The organism is Psychrobacillus psychrotolerans (genome assembly GCF_900115805.1).
GTDB classification, from domain to species: domain Bacteria; phylum Bacillota; class Bacilli; order Bacillales_A; family Planococcaceae; genus Psychrobacillus; species Psychrobacillus psychrotolerans.
On sequence record NZ_FOXU01000002.1, the window covers coordinates 411,583 to 432,179 of the forward strand.

The 20,597-nt window shown below is 37.2% G+C and carries 20 protein-coding genes and 1 riboswitch; of the genes, 7 read left to right on the forward strand and 13 right to left on the reverse strand.

The window, feature by feature from the left end; genetic code table 11:
• Positions 1-94: 94 nt before the first annotated feature.
• From BM260_RS07030 to BM260_RS07090, 13 genes are all read right to left on the reverse strand, one after another.
• The gene (locus tag BM260_RS07030; protein ID WP_093536462.1) at positions 95-2,071 is read right to left on the reverse strand and encodes a bifunctional diguanylate cyclase/phosphodiesterase; all 1,977 of its coding nucleotides are present in this window, start codon (positions 2,069-2,071) and stop codon (positions 95-97) included.
• A gap of 227 nt (positions 2,072-2,298) precedes the next feature.
• Positions 2,299-3,510 carry a quaternary amine ABC transporter ATP-binding protein gene (locus BM260_RS07035; RefSeq protein ID WP_093536464.1) on the reverse strand — a complete coding sequence of 404 codons (1,212 nt, stop codon included), beginning with the start codon at positions 3,508-3,510 and terminating at the stop codon, positions 2,299-2,301.
• Positions 3,507-4,367 carry an ABC transporter permease gene (locus BM260_RS07040; protein ID WP_093536466.1) on the reverse strand — a complete coding sequence of 287 codons (861 nt, stop codon included), beginning with the start codon at positions 4,365-4,367 and terminating at the stop codon, positions 3,507-3,509. The genes BM260_RS07035 and BM260_RS07040 overlap by 4 nt, the downstream gene beginning before the upstream one ends.
• Before the next feature lie 76 nt (positions 4,368-4,443).
• Positions 4,444-5,439, reverse strand: a complete 996-nt coding sequence (locus tag BM260_RS07045) for an ABC transporter substrate-binding protein (RefSeq protein WP_093536468.1) — start codon at positions 5,437-5,439, stop codon at positions 4,444-4,446.
• 427 nt (positions 5,440-5,866) lie between these two features.
• Complete coding sequence (locus tag BM260_RS07050) at positions 5,867-6,391, reverse strand: hypothetical protein (protein ID WP_093536470.1); 525 nt, start codon at positions 6,389-6,391, stop codon at positions 5,867-5,869.
• A 100-nt stretch (positions 6,392-6,491) separates the two neighbouring features.
• Positions 6,492-7,100: a hypothetical protein gene (locus tag BM260_RS07055; RefSeq protein ID WP_093536750.1), complete on the reverse strand. Its 609-nt coding sequence runs from the start codon at positions 7,098-7,100 to the stop codon at positions 6,492-6,494.
• Positions 7,100-7,729 carry a phosphate starvation-inducible protein PhoH gene (locus BM260_RS07060; protein ID WP_093536472.1) on the reverse strand — a complete coding sequence of 210 codons (630 nt, stop codon included), beginning with the start codon at positions 7,727-7,729 and terminating at the stop codon, positions 7,100-7,102. Before BM260_RS07060 ends, BM260_RS07055 begins: the two co-directional genes overlap by 1 nt.
• Positions 7,729-8,526, reverse strand: coding sequence for an ABC transporter ATP-binding protein (locus BM260_RS07065; RefSeq protein WP_245762658.1), 798 nt, complete (start codon positions 8,524-8,526; stop codon positions 7,729-7,731). The genes BM260_RS07060 and BM260_RS07065 overlap by 1 nt, the downstream gene beginning before the upstream one ends.
• A complete protein-coding gene (locus BM260_RS07070; RefSeq protein WP_217646097.1) occupies positions 8,523-10,214 on the reverse strand; it encodes a dipeptide/oligopeptide/nickel ABC transporter permease/ATP-binding protein in 1,692 nt (563 codons plus the stop codon). The genes BM260_RS07065 and BM260_RS07070 overlap by 4 nt, the downstream gene beginning before the upstream one ends.
• The gene (locus tag BM260_RS07075) at positions 10,207-11,220 is read right to left on the reverse strand and encodes an ABC transporter permease (protein WP_093536476.1); all 1,014 of its coding nucleotides are present in this window, start codon (positions 11,218-11,220) and stop codon (positions 10,207-10,209) included. The genes BM260_RS07070 and BM260_RS07075 overlap by 8 nt, the downstream gene beginning before the upstream one ends.
• Before the next feature lie 15 nt (positions 11,221-11,235).
• Positions 11,236-12,900: an ABC transporter substrate-binding protein gene (locus BM260_RS07080; RefSeq protein ID WP_245762659.1), complete on the reverse strand. Its 1,665-nt coding sequence runs from the start codon at positions 12,898-12,900 to the stop codon at positions 11,236-11,238.
• Between the two features lie 228 nt (positions 12,901-13,128).
• Positions 13,129-14,043, reverse strand: coding sequence for a LysR family transcriptional regulator (locus BM260_RS07085; RefSeq protein WP_093536478.1), 915 nt, complete (start codon positions 14,041-14,043; stop codon positions 13,129-13,131).
• A gap of 145 nt (positions 14,044-14,188) precedes the next feature.
• On the reverse strand, positions 14,189-15,148 hold the full coding sequence (locus BM260_RS07090; protein WP_093536480.1) for a 2-hydroxyacid dehydrogenase: 960 nt from the start codon (positions 15,146-15,148) through the stop codon (positions 14,189-14,191).
• A 264-nt stretch (positions 15,149-15,412) separates the two neighbouring features.
• Positions 15,413-15,519, forward strand: a riboswitch (TPP riboswitch).
• Between the two features lie 81 nt (positions 15,520-15,600).
• Between BM260_RS07090 and BM260_RS07095 the strand changes: the two genes are divergently transcribed.
• The 7 genes from BM260_RS07095 to BM260_RS07125 all read left to right on the forward strand — a co-directional run bounded on the left by BM260_RS07095 (position 15,601) and on the right by BM260_RS07125 (position 20,513).
• Entirely contained in the window at positions 15,601-16,182 is a 582-nt protein-coding gene (locus tag BM260_RS07095; protein WP_093536482.1) for a YkoF family thiamine/hydroxymethylpyrimidine-binding protein, read from the forward strand.
• Position 16,183: 1 nt separating this feature from the next.
• Positions 16,184-16,765: an ECF transporter S component gene (locus tag BM260_RS07100; protein ID WP_093536484.1), complete on the forward strand. Its 582-nt coding sequence runs from the start codon at positions 16,184-16,186 to the stop codon at positions 16,763-16,765.
• Entirely contained in the window at positions 16,752-18,128 is a 1,377-nt protein-coding gene (locus BM260_RS07105; protein WP_093536486.1) for an ABC transporter ATP-binding protein, read from the forward strand. Before BM260_RS07100 ends, BM260_RS07105 begins: the two co-directional genes overlap by 14 nt.
• A gap of 1 nt (position 18,129) precedes the next feature.
• Positions 18,130-18,864, forward strand: a complete 735-nt coding sequence (locus BM260_RS07110; protein ID WP_093536488.1) for an energy-coupling factor transporter transmembrane component T family protein — start codon at positions 18,130-18,132, stop codon at positions 18,862-18,864.
• A gap of 42 nt (positions 18,865-18,906) precedes the next feature.
• Positions 18,907-19,410 carry a DUF1697 domain-containing protein gene (locus BM260_RS07115; protein WP_093536490.1) on the forward strand — a complete coding sequence of 168 codons (504 nt, stop codon included), beginning with the start codon at positions 18,907-18,909 and terminating at the stop codon, positions 19,408-19,410.
• An 86-nt stretch (positions 19,411-19,496) separates the two neighbouring features.
• Entirely contained in the window at positions 19,497-19,868 is a 372-nt protein-coding gene (locus tag BM260_RS07120) for a VOC family protein (protein ID WP_093536492.1), read from the forward strand.
• Positions 19,869-20,024: 156 nt separating this feature from the next.
• Complete coding sequence (locus tag BM260_RS07125; protein ID WP_093536494.1) at positions 20,025-20,513, forward strand: pyridoxamine 5'-phosphate oxidase family protein; 489 nt, start codon at positions 20,025-20,027, stop codon at positions 20,511-20,513.
• Positions 20,514-20,597 lie beyond the last annotated feature (84 nt).

Sequence of the window (20,597 nt, forward strand, 5' to 3'; positions counted from 1 at the left end):
ATAGCACCTCCTATACTTTTATAGTATTACTTCCCTCTTTTTATGTCCAAAAGCTATTGATTTTTAAGACAAAAAAACCAGAGCTAGAAAGAAATTATCCTTCCACTCTGGCTTGATACCACTTAACAAGATCATGGGGCTTCATCGGTTTTGCAAAATAAAATCCTTGAAAAATCGGGTTTTTACTTGTGTCCTTTAAGAAATCCACCTGCTCTTTTGTTTCTACTCCTTCTATAACAACATTTAAGTCTAATGATTCTCCTAAAGCAATAATAGCGGTAATAATAGATGAATCTTTAGAGGATTTCGGTACATCATCTATAAAAGACTTATCAATTTTCAAGGTTGATATCGGCATTTCTTTTAAATAAGATAGCGACGATACCCCAGTACCAAAGTCATCCAATGCGACAGAGAAACCTTCTTCCCTAAATTTACTTACCGCCCTCATAGCTTCTTCCACATTTTTCACAAAACTATTCTCAGTTATTTCTAATTCTATTTGCGACGGTTCCAACCCATATTCGCTTAACTTTTCTGTGAATACCCTTAATAACAATGGGGAAGTTATATACTCGCCTGGAATATTAATAGCTACTTGTTTGAATGAAATATCCTCCAATTTCCAATATGCTATTTGTTTACAAACCCCATCTATTATCCAGTCAGTCACTTTAACCATACGGTCATATTCCTCTAAAATTGGAACAAAAACAGCAGGTGATAGATTACCGTATTTAGGATGATTCCATCTTAATAATGTCTCGAGCCCATCAATACCCTGTGAGTACGAACTAAATTTCGGTTGATAAACAAGATATAACTCGTTTTCTTTCATAGCTCGATTTACATCTTCAGCTATTTCAAGATTAAATGTATACCTATGAATACTAGAATCATAGTAAATAATATCATGATCATACATAATAGAAGGATAGTTTAAAACGGCAAGGACATTTCTATAGATATCAGTGTCCTTCTCATCGTAATCGGCTTGAGATATAGCACATACTCCAAACAGCATTACTTCTCTATCTTGGACTCGAATAGGCTCACGAAGTGACTCTGCTAGCTTCTTCAACACCTCTTTTAACTGCTTTGCACTATCCACATCCCTAGTTAGCAAAGCAATACGATTCCCTCCTATCCGATAAAGCTCTGTTTTGGAAGGTGATATAGATTTGAACATATGTACTAGTTCTCGAATCACTTCATCACCGAAAGCATAATTGAACTCTCTGTTTATATGCTCTAAATCATGTATATGCCAAATAGCTAAAACTTTAGGTGACTGAATTTTCTTTTCAAACAACCGTCGATTAGGTAATTGTGTTAATGCATCGTAGTAATTCCCACGATACTCAATATACCGGTCTAACAAACTTGAAAGTAATAATACTCCCAAAAGTATAGCCATTCCTAAACCTACAATAACTGCTAATCCATACATTTCGGTCATATGAGAAGCCTCATGATTCAATTCATACCCCTTGGGAATATAAAAGTTCATAGCTGCCATACCGGTGTAATGCATACTAGAAATAGCCAACCCCATGATTAAAGAGATTAAAATCAGAAGTATATTTTTCGACTGATAGGTATGAACCTTCGCAAGAATGTAAACTGCTATAATAGAAACAAAAATTGAAATACAAATAGAAACTAAAAAAAGTAGAAGGTCATAAGTGTAAATAACGTCCATTTCCATCGAATACATTCCTATATAATGCATGGAGGAAATTCCTATCCCCATCGCTATCCCCGCGAATACATACGACCAATAGTTTCGTCTTGGAAGGTCTGCCAAATAGAAAGCTATAAATGAAGCTAACATAGCAGGAATAATTGATATAAGCGTAATAGTTTTGTTGTAGCTCATATTTACTGGCAATGAAAATGCACCCATTCCTATAAAATGCATAGACCATATACCAAATCCTAAGCATAGCGAGGCAAGCAGTAACCAGAAGCTTTTATGAAAAAAACTATTTTCTTTTGCTCTTCTTTTCAAGGAAATTGCCGTGTAAGATGCTACAATCGCTATAATAATTGAAAATACCACTATTGTCATAGAGTATTCACCGCTAATTTCCAAATATGCATCTTTTGAAGGACTAGTATTATTAAAATTAAATATATTCTCCACCTCACTATACCAATTAGACTATAACATACTTAATTCAAAGTAATAAATAAGTAAAAATTTAAAAGTACCATTAATTTTATATTAACACTATATAGTGAGGATAAAATTTCAGGAAAAGAATATTTGTTACTTGAAAAAAACACAGAAACTAGTTATAGTTTCTGTGTCTCTTTTTGTTCGTCCATACTCTCGCTGATTAAGCTTGCTAATACATGAACCCTTAGTATGATTCCTTTAATCATTAGCTCTTCATCCGTAACGACGATGGGGTATTTTGAATCTAATACATACGGAATAATATCTTGTACATATTCATCCGCCTTTACTGTTTTCACTTCTGTAGACATTACTTCTTGTAAGGTATTTTTCTCTTTGAGACCATTAATCGCTTGGTCAATAGTAACTATTCCTTGTAGCTGGCGCTTACGATCCGTAACGAATGCACTAGAAATACCATTTTCTCTCATTACTTGAATAGCGACATTCAGCCCATCTTTTAAGGAAACTAACCCATATGGCTTAGACATAATATGTTCCGCCTGCAAAATTTTAGAACGATCAATATCTCGGATAAATTCTGAAATGTAATTACTTGCCGGTTTTTCAAGAATTTCTTCTGGAGTACCGATTTGTTCAACTTTGCCATCCTTCATCACCGCTACACGGTCACCAATTTTAAAAGCTTCGTTAACATCATGTGTGATGAAAATAATAGTCTTTTGTAGTTTATTTTGTATATCTAGTAATTCTAATTGCATTTCACGTCGGATCAACGGATCAAGCGCACTAAATGGTTCATCCATAAGTAAAATGTCCGGATCATTCGCAAGTGCTCTAGCAATTCCTACACGTTGGCGCATCCCTCCAGATAATTCATCCGGAAATTGGTTTTCGTATCCTTTTAGCCCTACTGTTTCTAAATGTTTCCCGGCAATCTCCCGACGCTCTGCTTTAGACATCCCTCGTATTTCTAGGCCATATTCAATATTTTCTAGTACCGTTCTATGGCTGAATAAACCAAAATGTTGAAACACCATTGCAATTTTTTTCTGACGGAAATACTTTAACTGGTTTTTGTTATATCCAACTACATTTTCGCCATCGACGTAAATTGCCCCAGAGGTAGGCTTGTTCAATAAATTTAAGCAACGAATGAGCGTAGATTTTCCACTACCAGATAGTCCCATGATGACAAATGTCTCGCCTTCCATAATTTCCATAGATGCATTATATACACCTACCGTATGGCCCGTTTTCGCAAGAATTTCATCTTTTGGAACACCTTTTTCAACCATTGAAATGACCTTTTTAGGTCTTGGTCCAAATATTTTAGATACATTTTCTACCTTAAGTTTAACTGTCATGCTACATCCCTCCTATGTTTCTGAAGGCGATTTGCAATTCCTCCGGTAATTCGGTCAATTATTATTGCTAAGAATACAATACTAATCCCCGCTTCAAAACCAAGTGAAATATCAATACGATTTATCGCATACAGTACGCGCTCTCCAAGTCCTTGAGCACCTACCATCGATCCAACAACTGCCATTGATAGCGCCATCATTGTTGTTTGGTTAACACCCGCCATAATAGTTGGCAATGCTTGAGGTAATTGTACTTTCATAAGCATTTGAGAAGTGGAAGAACCAAATGATTGTGCTGATTCTACTACTTCCTTATCTACATTACGAATTCCTAGCTCGGTCAGTCGGATAACTGGGGGCAGTGCATAAATAATAGTAGCAATAACGGCTGGAACATTCCCTAATGGGAAGAAAAATATAACAGGTATTAAATAAACAAAGCTTGGCATAGTTTGCATGGCATCTAAAACTGGTCTCATAATAGTAGACAATGATTTACTAAATGCCGTCGCAACACCTAGTGGAATCCCGATTAATAAAGACAATATAACAGAGATTAATACTATTGAAATAGTAGTCATTGTTTCTGGCCATAAATCGAATGTACCTATCAGAAATATAAAGAAACCAAAAAGAAGTCCTCCATACAAATTAGTAAAATACCATCCTAGTAAAAAAATAATAATAATAAAAATCCACCAAGGGATTGCTAGAAGACCCGCCTCTAGACCCTTGATCATGGAAGAAGAAATAACAAAAATAAAATCAAAGAATGCATCAAAATTCATCGCCAAAAAATCAATGAAATTTTCTACTACATCCCCTATTGGTATTCGTACATCAGGAAATTCTGTCATAGACTATGGACTGTTTCAAAGAACAGTCGCATTCACCTCATTTTTTATAGGATAGATTACTTTTTATCATGAATTATTAGTTCAAAGCTGCTTTTACTTTTTCTGCAACTTCTTCAGACACCCACGTCGTCCAAATATCTTCATGCTCTTTCATCCACCACTGTGCGGCTTCATCTGGTTCCACTTCATTTTCGTTCATATAATCTAACGCTTCTTCTGTTAAAGCGTTACTAGTTTCATATTTACTAAGGAATTCCGTAACATCTTTTGCCTGTGTTGGTAAATCTTTATGAACAGCAATTACAACATCATTTGGAGGGAATTCAGTTCCTTTGGATTCTTCCCAAGTTGCTGCGTCGTATGGAACATCTTCAAGTAATGTTAAGTCATAACTAGCTGTTACCCATGTTGGTGACCAGTAATACCCTACCCAAGGTTCACCTTTTTTATATGCTCCCGCTAGATCTGCAACGATTGCAGAGTCTGATCCTGGTGCTAAATAGTTGAATTTTGCATCTAGACCATATGTTTCAAGTTTCGACTCCAAGTGTTCACTTACCGCCCAACTAGATGGCGCTCCAATTATTCTTCCTTTAGTGCTATCTTCAGGATCTTGGAAAAGCTCTGGATACTTCTCTAGGTCTTGTACAGTTTTCAAGTCAGGTGCAACCGCTTCAATCCCTTTTTCCGCATCTCCTTCTATAACATAGGTTGGAACATATAGTCCTTGCGAATTATCATTGAAATTAGTTGCTAGTTTCACAATACTTCCACTTTCAATTGCTTTTTCATAAACTTCTTTTGTATTATCCGTCCATATTTCCATATAGACATTTATGTCACCTTTTTCTAATGATTGCAAAGTAGCTGCCGTGGTTCCGCTTGTAACCTCAGTGTCATAACCGTAACCTTCTTCCACAATCAATTGAGCTATACTATTATGTACACGGATACTATCCCATCCTGCATCTGCAAATTTAATCACTTCAATACTGTCTGTGCTCGTTTCACTACTACATGCACCAAGTACTAAAAGTGCACACAAAGAAGTAAACAACATCATTTTCCTCATAATTTATCCCCGTTTCTCTATTTATTAAATTAGACATATAGCCCTAACCCCCTATTACATACCCTATTTCCTAAAGTTTAATCATGTTATTTTTTATGTACCCACAATTATCAAAAATTTGATGCGCTTTTCTAAGAGTTTTCATGTTAGTAGAGTTTAAAGCGAGAGGGAAATAGATGGAGGTAAACAAAGGTATTTTAGCAGAAGATAGCTAGTTTGACTTATTCGATTAAATACAAAATTTAAGGAGGAATTTTTGGCGGATTACTATAATCTAAGAGTTACCTCTTTGAAGGGCATGCCTACGATCATTGTTTCCTTGATTTTCATTGCGATGTCGAATAGCTTCCCTAGTTTAGTTCTCAGATCTCCAGGGAAGCATTTGACACCGGTCTACAAGCGACTTCATTAGTAACTTGAACTAAACTTATTTCAGTTTTGTTACTTCTACTAACTCGTTAATCGGTAATTGTAACGCTCGGTTACCAAGATTCTGTTTTAATTGTTCATTGTATAAGTATTCTTCAGGTGTAAATGAGTCTTCACGGCCTTTTTTCAAAAGTTCATAAAAAATAGGAGGTAAGAAGTTCTCCTTTAATACCACCTCTACTGCTTCTCCGGTTTCACGTGTAAAAATATACGCATAGGATGTTGGACGATATGGATCGTATTGAGCTTTTGGATAAGTTGTATCGACTATATATGTGTCTCTTGATTGAGCACGGGTAACAAATTCGAAAACATCGCGAAAACCAGGACCTCCATGACCAGATAGGATGGAAATATCTTTACGATTTGGAACGTCCTCACCATATAAAGCTTCAAAAGCGGCTTGAATAACTCGGAAGCCTACACCTATCGCCATATAAGCAAGTGTCCCATGATATTTGTAAATGTCCTCAAAGCTAATTTCTATTAAATCATTACGATCATAGATCTTGATTGTTTGCATGCGTTTTATCCCCTAATTTTTTTTTGAGCTTTACCCTTTTTCTGAGCCTGCGCGTCTTATGAGAAAAACAAATTCTCCAGAAACTATATCGAGGCAATATCTATAGCTTTCCTTCCACCAGCCACGGTAAAAAGCCTCTTAAAAATCGTTCCGTTGCAGGCATGAAATAGGAACCGTAGTGGAAATCCGGATCCAGTGTTGTATTTAACCAAGTACCCTTTGTGCTTACTTTATCTATATAAAGAACTGCCCCACCGTCATCTGTTGAAACGAGCACTTCACAGTTATCTGGCGGCCAATATACGCCGTGTTGGTGCCATGTTGCATCAGAAAGAGTTAAGTAATTTTTAAATAAATCATGCTCAGGAGCAGATAATACTAGACCACTTTTCGGATCTTTATCTAGCCACCACCAAAAGTTCGTAGGACGGAATTCCCATTTGTGACTAGGTAACCAATCAAATCCCTGTGGACCTAACGTAACGACTGTTCCCCCACCATTTGCAAACGCATAAATCTTCTCTACATTTTTCTTAAGTAATCCCAAATGTGTTTGAGAAGGAACAAGTAATACATCGACCCCTTCCAAAGAAGCAGTTTCTAATTCGCGTATGGGAATAAGTCGATTAATGTACTTGGCAAACTCAGATGTTTTATATGTACGATGATGGTGTGAGCTACCACCATAAACAACTGCTATTTTTTTCATCATCTAGTCACCTCTTCTTGTAGCATCGCAATCTCTTCATGTACCCATTTTACTAACTGTGGACCAATTCGGTCGGTTGTTTTGTTGATCTCAGGTTTCATATAACCAAACAAGTCCGAACCCGCATGGACTAAAATGGTTCCTTTTGTGCTCACACGGTCAATATACGTTATTGGAGTATCCCCTGGTAAAGTTAAGAGAACTTCGGCGCCCTCTGGAGTAGGATGATGCCCTCGCGCAAAAAATCCAGAAACCCCTTTGTTATAGGTCATATCGTCCTCCAATACACCTTCAAATATTGGATGCTGTTTATGAATCGACACCTCATAGTCTTTATAACTATTAATCTCTTTTGGCACAAATAACTGACCACCAGGCAACCAATCTGTTACTAAGTTACCTGAAAATATGAGTATTTTTCTCGCATTCACAAAATCTAGAATGATTTGACGGTGTTCATATAAAAAGTCTTGATCGGCAAATCCACTTATAACTAAACAGTTATAAGCTGTTAAATCGATGTTGGATAGGTTATAAATATCGACATTCGTAAAATTTTCTCTTGTTTTATTTTTACCACGTTGTGCAAAAATTGCTCCTGGATTTAGTTCTATAAAGTTAGCTTTCATTATTGATCTCCTTTATGATTTTCTAATACGAGCAATGCCTCGATGAGTGATTTTGTATAAGGATGTTGCGGATTTTGAATAATATCATTTGTTTTACCTTCCTCTACAATTTCACCTTGTTGTAACACGATTAATCGATCGCAAAACCCTTTTGTCAAAGCAATATCATGTGTAACAAATAAGTAAGAGACTTGATTGTATTCATTCATTTTTTTCATTAATTCCAGTAGTTCTAAACGTAGTGAAGTATCTAACATGGACGTTGGTTCATCTGCAATAATAAGCTTCGGTTCACATACGAAAGCACGCGCAAGACCAACCCGTTGTCGCTCTCCTCCAGATAATTCATGTGGATAACGATTTATATATTTATCAGGATCTAATGACACACTATTTAACGCATATCGTACCTTTTCTAAACGTTTTTCTTTGTTTCCTTTATCAATTCCCTGAATCACAAGTGGCTCTACTACAAGCTGACCAATTTTCATACGTGATGAGAGGGCTTCGTATGGATCTTGAAACACCATTTGAATATACTTAGCAAGGGAACGACGTTTTTTTCCAGTAAGAGATAAAACTTCTTGGCCTTCGAAAAAAACCTCTCCTCCGTTCGACGTCTCGAGACCAGCAATTATACGACCAATCGTACTCTTCCCTGCGCCACTGGCCCCGATTAGCCCAATAATTTCACCGTGTTTTAATGAAAATGAAACAGATTTCAGCACATTTACTTGTACCTCTTTTGTGCGACCAAATGTTTTTTGTAATTCCTTTACCTCCACTAAAGATGTCATGAAATCAGCACCGTCTCTCTCTCTTTTTTCGGTTTCAATAACGGGATTGAATCGACTAAACGTCTCGTATATGGATGACTTGAGTTTTCAGCGACTTCAATCGACTCACCTCTATCTACGATATGACCATATTTCATAATAATTATCTGATCCGTAACCGATAGTACAGCTGGTAAATCATGCGATATAAAAATCATTGAAATATTTAACTCACGTTGCAATTTTCGTAGTAACTGAACAATTTCAACTTGAACAATTACATCAAGTCCGGTTGTCGGCTCATCAGCTATAATAAGTTTCGGTCGATTTATTAAGGCCATCGCAATAATTACGCGCTGACGCATACCACCAGATAATTCATGAGAGAAAGAAAATCTCCATTTAGTATCGAGTCCGACTTGTGTCATTACTTCTATTACACGTTGGTCCATACTAGATTCGTCTAATTTTTTATGTACTTTGATTGCTTCTTTTAACTGTTTTTCAATAGTAATAACAGGATTAAGCGCATTCATCGCAGCTTGTGCAATATATCCAATGTCCCGCCCGCGAAGTTGACGTATTTGCTCATCATCCAATGTTTCTAGTGCTTGTCCTTCAAAATAAATTGAGCCTTTGCTTCTTCCCGGTAACTTCAGCTGTTGGATAATACTCGCAGCTACTGTTGATTTACCGCTTCCTGACTCTCCCACAATTCCTAGCACATCCCCTCGTTGTATTTCGAAAGAAACATTAGATACTACTTCTTGATAACTGCCCTTTTTAGGGTATTCCACAGTCAAATTTTGAACAGACAGCATAATATCTCGCTCAACTAGCGTTAAATCCTCTACTATCTCCTGTTTTTGACGTTTCGGTGTGACCGCGTATGAACTTAGTCTTGGATTCACTTTTTCTTCTAAAAAATAGCCCATTAAAGAAAAGGCTAAGACCACTAGGACAATACAAATACCAGGAGGAATAATCCACCAAACCCATGCTTCTGTTAAAAATGCACTTCGACTATTGGCGTAATATAATATACTTCCCCAGCTCTTAACTAATGGATTTCCCATCCCTAAAAAACTAAGAGAAGATTCCAATAAGATGGCTGTATTTACAGCGCCAACAAATTGTGGGATGAATAGGGGAAAAACGCTCGGAAAAATATGTTTATTGAAAATATACCAATGGTTTGCTCCCATCGTCCTAGCTGCTAGCACTGGTCCTGTTGTTTTAATGAATAAAGTTTGTGCGCGAATTTGCCTTGCCTTTCCAGCCCACATAACTAAAGTAATAACAAATACTTGTGTAAATATTCCTGGTCCCATATATACGGCAATAACAATCATCAGAGGTAGAAATGGCAGTGTTAATACGACATCAATAACACGCATCACAATTACCTCAAACCAACCTCCGATATAACCCGCTAGAATACCAACACTACCTCCAATGAGTGTGGCAAATAGAGCTGTCAAAATTCCAATCGTTAATGAAGTTCGTGCCCCCTCCGCAAGCTCCGCTAAAATATCCTGTCCCATATCATTCGTTCCAAGAAAGTGGTCACTATTAGGAGCCAGAAAGGAAGGGCCAGATTGCTTATATGCGTCATATGGGATGATAAAAGGTCCAAGTACAGCAAAGAGTACAACAGCAATAAATAAAATGAATCCTACAGTACCGATGACTTTTGTTGATTTACGCATGATTCATATCCGCTCCCTTTGTCTTTTTAAGCGTACGTGCACGAGGATCAATAAGTGGATACGTTAAATCAGCAAATAAGTTTGCTCCAATCACACCAAGTGTAATAATTAAAAATATGCCTTGCATCATTGGAAAGTCTCTTGCAATAACACTTTCATATAACAATCGACCAATTCCTGGATAAGAAAAGACAGATTCCACTACCACTGCTCCACCCACTAAAGTGCCTAATGTCATCGTAAAATGCGTAAAAATGGGTAGCAAAGCATTGCGTAAGGCATGATTAAAAATCAATTCTTTTTTATGTACACCTTTTGCCTCTGCCATTGTTATATAATCTTGCCCAAGAGATTCAAGCATTGAAGAACGTGTTAGCAAATAGTTCGATCCTACTGTTGCTAATGTGATCGTAGCAAGCGGCAGGATCGCATGCACTGCAACGTCCTTTATATACCCCCAAGTTGTTCCATCTTGCATCATTGAAAAAGCCCCATATGTAGGAAACCAACCTAATTGAACCGCTAAAACAGCTAAAAATAATAGTCCTACCCAAAAACCTGGAACAGCTTGTAAGGTCAGCATTCCTATTAATAGTGAGACATCACGACCTTTCCCACGATTCCAAGCAGAATAAGCACCCAATATAACGCCAATTACAGCACTTAATAACATAGCTGGCCCCACTAATAACAATGTCCATGGCAATCTATCGCCTATTATTGTCATCACAGGCTCTGCATATTTAATTGACACCCCAAAATCAAATGTCACAATCCCTTGTAAATATACAATATACTGTTCCCATAAAGACCCATCGAGACCTATCGATTCAAGAGCCTGCTGCTTTTGTACTTCTGTTAGTTCATTTATCGTATCTCCGAAAAAATATAACAGCGGATCACCTGGGGCTAATCGGGGCAAAGCGAAATTAATCGTCAATGCTACGAGGAACACCAGTCCATATTGAATTAGCTTTTTTCCAATTGACGATAGAGTCCTATTCATTTCTTACAACTCTCCTTATTCCACAAATTTTGGAGCTGTTGCCGAAACAGCTTGACGCGTTTCTTCTGGTAAGAATGAATATTTGTGCACAATCCCGTAACCTAAAGACTCTACATATTGGTCATACACCGTAGCGTTATAAGCGAAAACTTCCTCCGGATAATAAAGGGCAATTGCAGTAGGTTGGTTATTGTATAACTCCTGCATATCAAATGAAATTGCTTTACGATCTTCAATTGTGGATGCCGCCATCCAATCTTCAATCAATGTATCCATAGCAGGATAGGCTATATCTTTCGTCCATAGATATGATGCACGATGAGACATAATGAATTGATCTGGATCTGCTACACCATGCGGACCTATTAAACTAACATACGTATCAAAATTATCCTCTGAATTGGCAGCTGCATAAGTCGTAGCATCCATTGCTTCTACTTCAAACTGTAACCCTATATCTTTTAATTGCTCCTTCAGCATTTCTGCTACACGCACATAAACAGGTTCACTTGCAGAAACAATTGTATTCATCCGTAACGTTTCACCTTCTGGTGTTTCACGAAAACCATCATTATTCGTATCTTTGTAGCCAAGTGAGTCTAGAATTTCTGTTGCTTTCGCTGTATCATATGGTGTCGATAAATCTGGATTTGTCCAAGGAGAATCCGGGTGAGGATATCCAGTTAAACCAGCACGTCCTTGACCTAATAACACAGTATCAACAATGCTTTGACGATCTATCGCTAGAGATACCGCTCGGCGTACCTCTTCTGTATTAAATGGCTTTCGTTCATAATTTAAGCCGAATTGGACAATAGATAGTGGAGATACTTTTGCTAACTTCATCGCATCGGTATTTTTAAATGAATCTTGTAATTCAGCTGGTACTGTACGCGTAGATGCATCAATCTCACCTGCTCGTAATGCGTTAAACATAGCTGTTGCATCCTTTATAATCGGCATATTTATGGAAGCAACTGTTGGTTCACCCATGAAGTATTCATTATTCGCTTTAAATTTGTAATACTGGTCTGCTTCATATTCTTTTAAAACAAAAGGACCTGTTCCTACAGCTAACTTATTATATTGACGTGGATTTTCAACATCTTTCCAAATGTGCTCTGGTAAAATCGGCAAATCGGCAAAGGTAATACTCGCTAGTGATGGACAAGCATAGGCGCACTCAAAACGAACCGTTTTCCCATCCTCTTCAACTTCAATTTCATCAATTTTCGGTACTTCGCTAACATGATGTGTATGGCGGTTGGCTGAACCATCGCGGAAGTATTCATATGTAAATTTGACATCTTCTGCCGTAAAGTCTTCCCCGTCATGCCACTTTATACCATCACGTACTTTTACAATCCAAGTTGTATCATCAAGTTGCTCTGCAGACTCTGCTAACCATGGAATCGGTTCATCTACATATGGCGATGGTGAAAATAATTTGTCATATACTAAATCAGTTAACCAGTCGACGTTTCCGGTATATATATTTAATGGACCAACATCTGATGGAATCCCCACTTTTAACTCTGCTACTTGTTCCGTTACTGCTCCTTCACCTTCTAAATTTGTTTCATCAGCTTGTCCTTTAGCTTCATTTGATGAACAACCTGCTACTAAAAACACTAATAGTATAAGCGGTAAGCCCCATAATTTTTTAATCCCTTTATACACTATGCTTTCTCCTTTTTATTAAATAATTGATTTTTTATTCCTGCCTTCGTACTTTAACACCAACGATAATGATTCTCAATATCATTTATAATTCACAAATCGACTTTTCACCTAGCTCCATGGAAGTAAGCGCTATCAATAAAATAAATAAATACTAGTATTCATTTTATTAATAGTTGCAAACTAGATTTCAAAATATAGAAAAACCCAAGCTATAAGAAGCTTGGGTTAGTTCATTCTATTGGCATTTAACAAAGGCTTTCCATAGTGAATAAATTGATTTTTGACGTATTTGCAGAAATTTAACTCTCTTTGGGTTAGCATTTTTTGTGGATTAGATACAATTGCATTTTGACGTTTAATACAAAGTCCATGAATCGACTTCGCCATAATCTTGTTCTGACCTAAAAGAGGCTCTATTATTTTTAAGGGCAAAAAAGAAATACCCATACCAGACAAGACAGCTTGTTTTATAATTTCAAAATTCGTCATCTGCATATATTGGACTTGTGCATTCTTTTGATCGATTTTATCTTTGATTAGTTGTTGCAAATACAAGTTTTCTGGTAGTAAGAGAGTTTGGTTTTTTAAATCTCGTGTGTAAATCACTTTTCTTCCTGCCAGCGGATGACTGCAATGCATTATTAAAAATAATTCCTCTTCAAATAATAAGTCCACTTTATATGCTTGTTGAAATTCTGAGTCATTCTCATAGATTGGCATAATTGCAAAATTTGTTTTCTCAAGAAGTAACTTTTCCTTAAGGCTTTCATAACAATTGCTTTTAATGGAGAATGATTGCTGTTCAAATTCATCTATATGGAGAGGTAAAATAGTCGCAAAATATTTTTCAGCTATGTAATGACTTATGTGTACGGACAGTGGAGAATTTACTTGGTGCAATTCTTGTTCCATTTGCTTATCTAGTAATAATATTTTCCTAGCATATTGTAAAAAAACTTCCCCTTGCTCTGTTAATTCAATTTGTCTATTTTTACGTTGAATTAATATGGTCTTATATTTTTCTTCTAGCTGTTGAATTTGATGACTAATTGTCGGTTGAGAACAAAACATTCTACGAGCCGTCTCTGTAAATGAACGACATTCAGCTAGAACGATAAACATTTGCATTTTATCTAGCATGCAACTGACTCCCTTTTATATGAATATCACTACTGATAATGATAATCGTTTTCATTATAGTTTATCATTTGCACTTACTGATGTCGATCATCATTTCAAGTAAACAAAAAGAGTGGCCCTGCATATGAGGACCACTACTTAAGTATTAGAGAATTCTATTTTGAGGTTCTCTATTTTCTAAAACTGCTTCTATATCTTTTGCATTCATTTGCATCATCGCTTGGCGAGTGCGGATACTGGCACTACCGATATGGGGAGACACCGTTACATTAGGTAAAGTTAGTAGAGGATGATCCACCGGTACAGGCTCTTGCTCAAATACATCTAGTCCTGCAGCCCATATCTTTTTCGACGCCAGTGCTTCATAAAGAGCTTGTTCATCTACTATGCCACCTCGTGCGACATTAATAATTGCTGCAGTTTCTTTCATCATATTAAGTTCACGTTCCCCTATAAGTCCCTTTGTTTCAGGTGTAAGTGGAGTTAATAGAATGACAAAATCAGATTGCTTAAGTAATTCGTCTAATTCCGCGTAAGTAAAGCCGTACGTTTCTTCTGCATCTAGTTTTCTAGAGCGATTATGATATAACACATTCATATCAAAGCCTTTCGCACGTCTAGCAACCGCTTCCCCTATACGTCCCATTCCTACAATACCGAGCGTTGCACCGAAAATGTCCATTCCTGTATATTGCATTGGTGACCAGGAATCCCAGTTACCCGAACGAATTTCTTGTTCTACTTCTGTTATTCTTCGAGCAGTTGCTAATAGTAAAGCAAATGCTAAGTCTGCCGTTGTCTCTGTTAATACTCCCGGAGTATTTGTTACGACAATACTACGGTCTTTTGCCGCCTCTATGTCTATATTGTTATAGCCAACTGCAAAATTACTAATTACTTTTAAATTTGGAAGGCCTTCAATTAGTGTACGATCGATATTATCGGATAACATCGTCCATAGAGCGTACGCGTCTTTAGCATTTGTTATTATTTCTTCATTTGTCATTCCAATAGTTTCGCTATGCCACATTTGTACATCAAACTTTTTTCTTAAAGGCTCAATGATTTCTTCGGGTAGTTTACGAGTTATGTATATTTTCTTCAAAACTTTATCCTCCCTCGAGTTATGTATTCTTGTGTTTCTCTGGTGCTTTCGGGTGACTCTTTGTTCTATTGCGGTGATTCTCTTTTACATTCGGGTGATTATTCTCACCATTCCGGTGTTTCTCCAAATATCCATTATGATTCACCCAGCCCACAAACAATCGGGTTAGATAAAGCATGGACGAAAGTACGAAATTTTGCAAACATATTTACAACTTCAAATAGCTACGTTATACTTTGGGCATATTAAAAAACTACATACCGTTTTGCGCACTAGGGGTGCCCACTTTGGCTGAGATGCGAGCATTTTGCTCCGATCCCTTAAAACTCGATCAGGATAATACCTGCGTGAGGAAGTGCGGTGACTTCCCTAATATTTTTGTATTGGATAAGTGGCTGCATCTTCACGGATGTGGTCTTTTTTTATGAAAAAAATACAGGGAGGTTTTTTAAATGGAATGTGGATTGAGCCCAATTATCGGATTTCGTTTTTCGTTACATCCGATGACAAATGATTTTATCAAAGTGATTAAAGGTGCTTTGAAGGAGACGGATACGACGAATGTGTGGATGCACACAGATGATGTGTCGACGGTTATTCGTGGCAAACAAGTACATGTATTTAATGTGGCAAAAGCAATTACATTGCATGCTGCTAAGACAGGAGAACATATTGCACTGTCCGGTACTTTTTCCGCTGGTTGCCCCGGTGATTCTGCAGGAGATGTCTATCTAGACAAAGGCGATATAATTGCCAACACAGATATAACAAAACAATATGTATCTTCTCAATTTGCTCTATACCCGATGAATAACCCGAGTTATATGAACATTATTTATCGTGAAGTGGATCGTGCTAAAGCACAAGGTGTGTTTAATGATTCCATGCATTATGCGAGTGGTATTCATGGAGATATTCATGAGGTGTTTGCGTTTTATGAAGAAGCATTCACGAATGCCCGCTCAGATGAGCATAAGCATTTGGTTATGACCGTTTCTATGAGTATTAACAGCCCCTCTCATGGAGGTCGTTAACATGCTGAAATCATGGAAGCTAAAAGAAATCGTGTTAATGTCTTTACTTGCCGTTGTATTTGGCATTGTGTATTTATTGTTCTTGCATGTCGGTAATATTTGGGCTGGATTTATAGGTCCGATTGCATATGAATGGATTTTTGGGATTTGGTTTATCGTGTCTATTATTAGTATGTATATTATTCGAAAGCCAGGTGCTGCAGTTATTTCAGAAACAATCGCCGCTGCCATTGAGGTGTTGTTAGGAAATGCCGTTGGACCCCGACTAATTCTATCAGGTGTTATTCAGGGCTTAGGGGCAGAAGCAGTATTTGCTGCAACTAGATACAAACGCTTTGATATTTGGATTCTAATCCTAGCGGGTGTGGGATCTTCGGTATTTAGTTTTGCCTACGGGTATTTGTTAGGTGGCTTTACGGTATTCAGTACTGGTTATGTTGCACTGATGCTTGGCATTCGCATATTGAGTGGAGCTCTCCTTGCTGGTGTTGGAGGTAAAGCGGTTGCCGATGGCTTACTAGCAACAGGCTCTCTTCGAGGATACGCTATTTCACGACCGAAAAAAGGTGATGCTCGTGCATGACGTCATTTCGTTTGAGAAGGTCAGCTTTCGATATCCAGATGAGGAAAATTGGACTTTGAATGACTTTTCATTTGCAGTACAAAAAGGTTCCAGGGTTGTGGTAACTGGTCCTAGCGGCTGTGGAAAAACGACACTACTTTACTTGTGCAATCGATTATATCCCGATAATTGCGATGGTATTTTAACGGGCAATATTGAGCTATTTGGGAAGGATAGTCGGACATTCATTGCCGGGGAAATAAATCATCGAATTGCTACCGTTTTTCAGGATCCAGATGCGCAATTTTGTATGCAAACAGTGGAAGAGGAGCTTGCTTTTACGCTAGAAAATTTGCAGGTGAAACGTGAAGAGATGGAGAATCGAATAAAAGAGGTACTTGCTCTCACAAATTTAACTGACTTTCGATATTCTATTATTCAACAGCTTTCAGGTGGGCAGAAGCAACAAATCGCTACTGCGTGTGCACTTATTATGGAGCCAGAGATTTTGTTGTTAGACGAACCAATCGCTCATTTGGACCCTTATACCGCTAAACGATATATAGAATGGTTGGATCAGCTACAGCAAAATCGGCAAATGACAATTGTTGCAATTGAACACCGCTTGGACTTATGGGGAGATTTTTTTGACAGGATCATTCCTTTGAGCGAAAGCGATGAACCATCCATACTTCCTAAAAGAATGACTTCTATAAAACCGGAGATTTCCATTCAAGCAACAAAAATAGAGACAAAAACTTTTTTGAAGCCCGCCTCATTTTCTTTACAGCGCGGAGAAATTACCATTCTTGCTGGACCTAACGGTAGTGGTAAATCAACTTTATTAAAGGCCTTATGTCATTTGATTCCTAGAAATGGATTAATAGAACCGACGTTTTTAGGCTATGTTCCGCAATCACCTGAGTTTTTATTTCTTACTAAGACTGTTCAAGATGAAGTGGCATATGGCGGTGGATATGGTGTGGATAACATGTTGCAGCGATTAAAACTAATGGACATTGCTGCTTCACATCCTTTTTCTATTAGTCATGGTCAAAAACGAAGGGTAGCCATTGCCGCAATGCTTTGTGATGGGAGAGAAGTAATTTTAATGGATGAACCTACCTCAGGTCAGGATGCTGCCGCATTGTCAGAGTTATACCAACTAATAGATGAGCGTGCTCATGATGGCACTACATTTTTAATCGTTACGCACGATATGGAGTTCGCCTATTGTCTAGCAGATTCTATTATATTGATGGAGGATGGTAGTTTAACTGGGAAGTTTCCTGCGTTAGCCGTTTGGGAGAACGAAAAGTTATTACTGGAGCATCATTTACTCCCACCGAAAGGACTGATGCAATGTGAGAAGTCTTTTGCATAGAATGAATCCTTCTGTGAAGTTTGTTTTAATCACTGTGTGCATGTTCACGATGGCTTTTTTCTTTGATCCAGTGACCCCCCTTCTATTTTGGGCTGGTGTACTTTTAATGCAAATATTGTTCAGTCAAACTGATTGGAAGAAGTGGCTATTCTTTATGATTCCATTTTTTATAATGGCTTTTGGTTATTTTTGGACGACACTTGTATTTGCTAAGGAAACGGTCGGTCCTATCATTTGGTCAATCAGGTCTGTTCATGTGACAGAACTCCAGCTACACCATGCACTTTCTTTGAGCTTCCGTGTTTTAGCTTTTTCGAGTTTGTCTCTATTGTTTGCTTTAACAACTAATCCCGTTACGTTCATATTAAGTTTAATGCAACAATTAAAACTATCCCCTAAAATAGCTTATGGCATTTTAGTAGGCTTTCAGTTTTTACCTGTTATAAAAGACGAATTTATACAAATTCAGCAGGCACAACGGTTGAGAGGAATTGTTCAGAAAAAAAATACCTTACAGCGTTTGTTGGATACTCGCCTAGTCCTTATCCCCTTACTTGCGGGTGCTGTCCGTAAAGCCGAGCGATCAGCATTTGCCATGGAAGCAAGGGGTTTTACAGGAGAACGGAGAGGTGGTTTCTTTCATGAGATCTTAGTTGATAAAGTAGATGCTTTTTTAGGAGTACTATTTTTATTTGTATTAGTTTTAAGCTGTACGAACTCCTTCTGGCTTGGTTAAAATAGAAGTAGAATATCTTAAAACAGTTGGGAGTGTTGTTGGATGCCATCAGTAATATTGCTACGAGGGATCAATCTCGGTGCTAAAAATAAGGTAGATATGAAATCCTTAAAATCTCTTTTTGAAGAGATGAGTTATGAAAATGTACAAACCTATATTCAGACTGGAAACGTAATAGTGGAACAGTCTGTTATTGATGGCCCCTCTTTAGAGGTTGCTCTTCTAGAAGCTTATGGATTTGAAATACCTGTAACAATCCGTTCAAAAGAAGAGTTGGAAGAGATTCAGCAGCATCCTATCTTTTACAAAGACCAAGTGTATGTAATGTTTTTAACACAGGAAATTTGTAAGGAGCAACAAGAAATGCTTGTAGGTTTAATAGATGATGAATTTGTTGTTTGGAAAAACCGAAACGTGATTATTAGTCTTTCTAAAACCTATCATCAAACAAAGTTTACGAATGCTTATTTTGAGCGTAAACTCGGGATTCCCTCCACAGCTCGCAATAAAAATACGGTTAACAAAATAATTGCAAAAATGTCATAAGTATTCTTTATGTATAATGATGAATTTTATAAATTATTCTTATAACCATCTTTCCCATACAATGATAGTATAAGGAGGGATTAACGATGTCATTTGTATTTCAATCAATCGATCACGTTCAATTAGCAGCTCCAAAGGGTTCTGAATCTATCGCAAGAAAATTTTACGGGGAAATTTTAGGTTTTACGGAAGTAGAAAAACCAGCACTTCTAAAAAAACGAGGTGGCGTTTGGTTTGGTTTCGGCTCTTATCAAATCCATATCGGTATTGAAGAGCCATTTGCACCAGCTAAAAAAGCTCACCCTGCTTTTCAAGTAGAAAATTTAGATGCTTTAAAGGGACATTTAGCTGAATGTGATGTGAATTTTATAGTCGATGTCGACTTACCCGGAGCCAATCGGATATATATACACGATCCATTTGGCAATCGCATCGAAATATTAGAGTGGATTTCCTGATTTAATATAATAATAGCCCATATTTCTTAATGAAATATGGGCTATTTGTAATTCATTTATAAAGTCAAATAAACATCTTTATAAAAAAGCTCAGAATAAGTTTATTGTTGCGAAATAAGGGGATTTTATCTATATATTATTAAGGAGGAATTTCTCATGACAAATACACCAGAAACTTTAGATGCACTAAAATCAATTATCAAAAGTGCCAAGGTCGCGATGCTTGTAACACACAGTCCGGAAAACCGCTTAGTAGCACGTCCGATGCAATTACAAGAGGTAGAATTTGACGGTGATTTATGGTTTTTAACACGTACGGATACCGATAAATATGAAGAAATCAAAACAAATGATGACGTCAACGTTATCATTTCGGAAAAATCGTATGCGTCGATTAGTGGAACAGCTGAAATTGTCGATGACCTTAATAAGAAAAAAGAGTTTTGGAATAAAGCCTATGAAGTGATGTTTGATATGGATTATACGGACCCTCGACTGATACTGATTAAAGTAAAATCTGAAACAGCCGAATATTGGGAGACAGGATCAATGATCAAGTCTGCATATAATTTCATGAAAAAAGTAGTAGGCAAAGAAGAGCCTGTTGAACCTGGTAAGAGTACAAATGAAACTTTAAAACTTTAAAATTTCTAGGCCGCTATGTTAACGGTCTATCTCATGAAAAATAGCAATTGCTTTATTGAACGTATGTAATAGTTCAATAAAGCA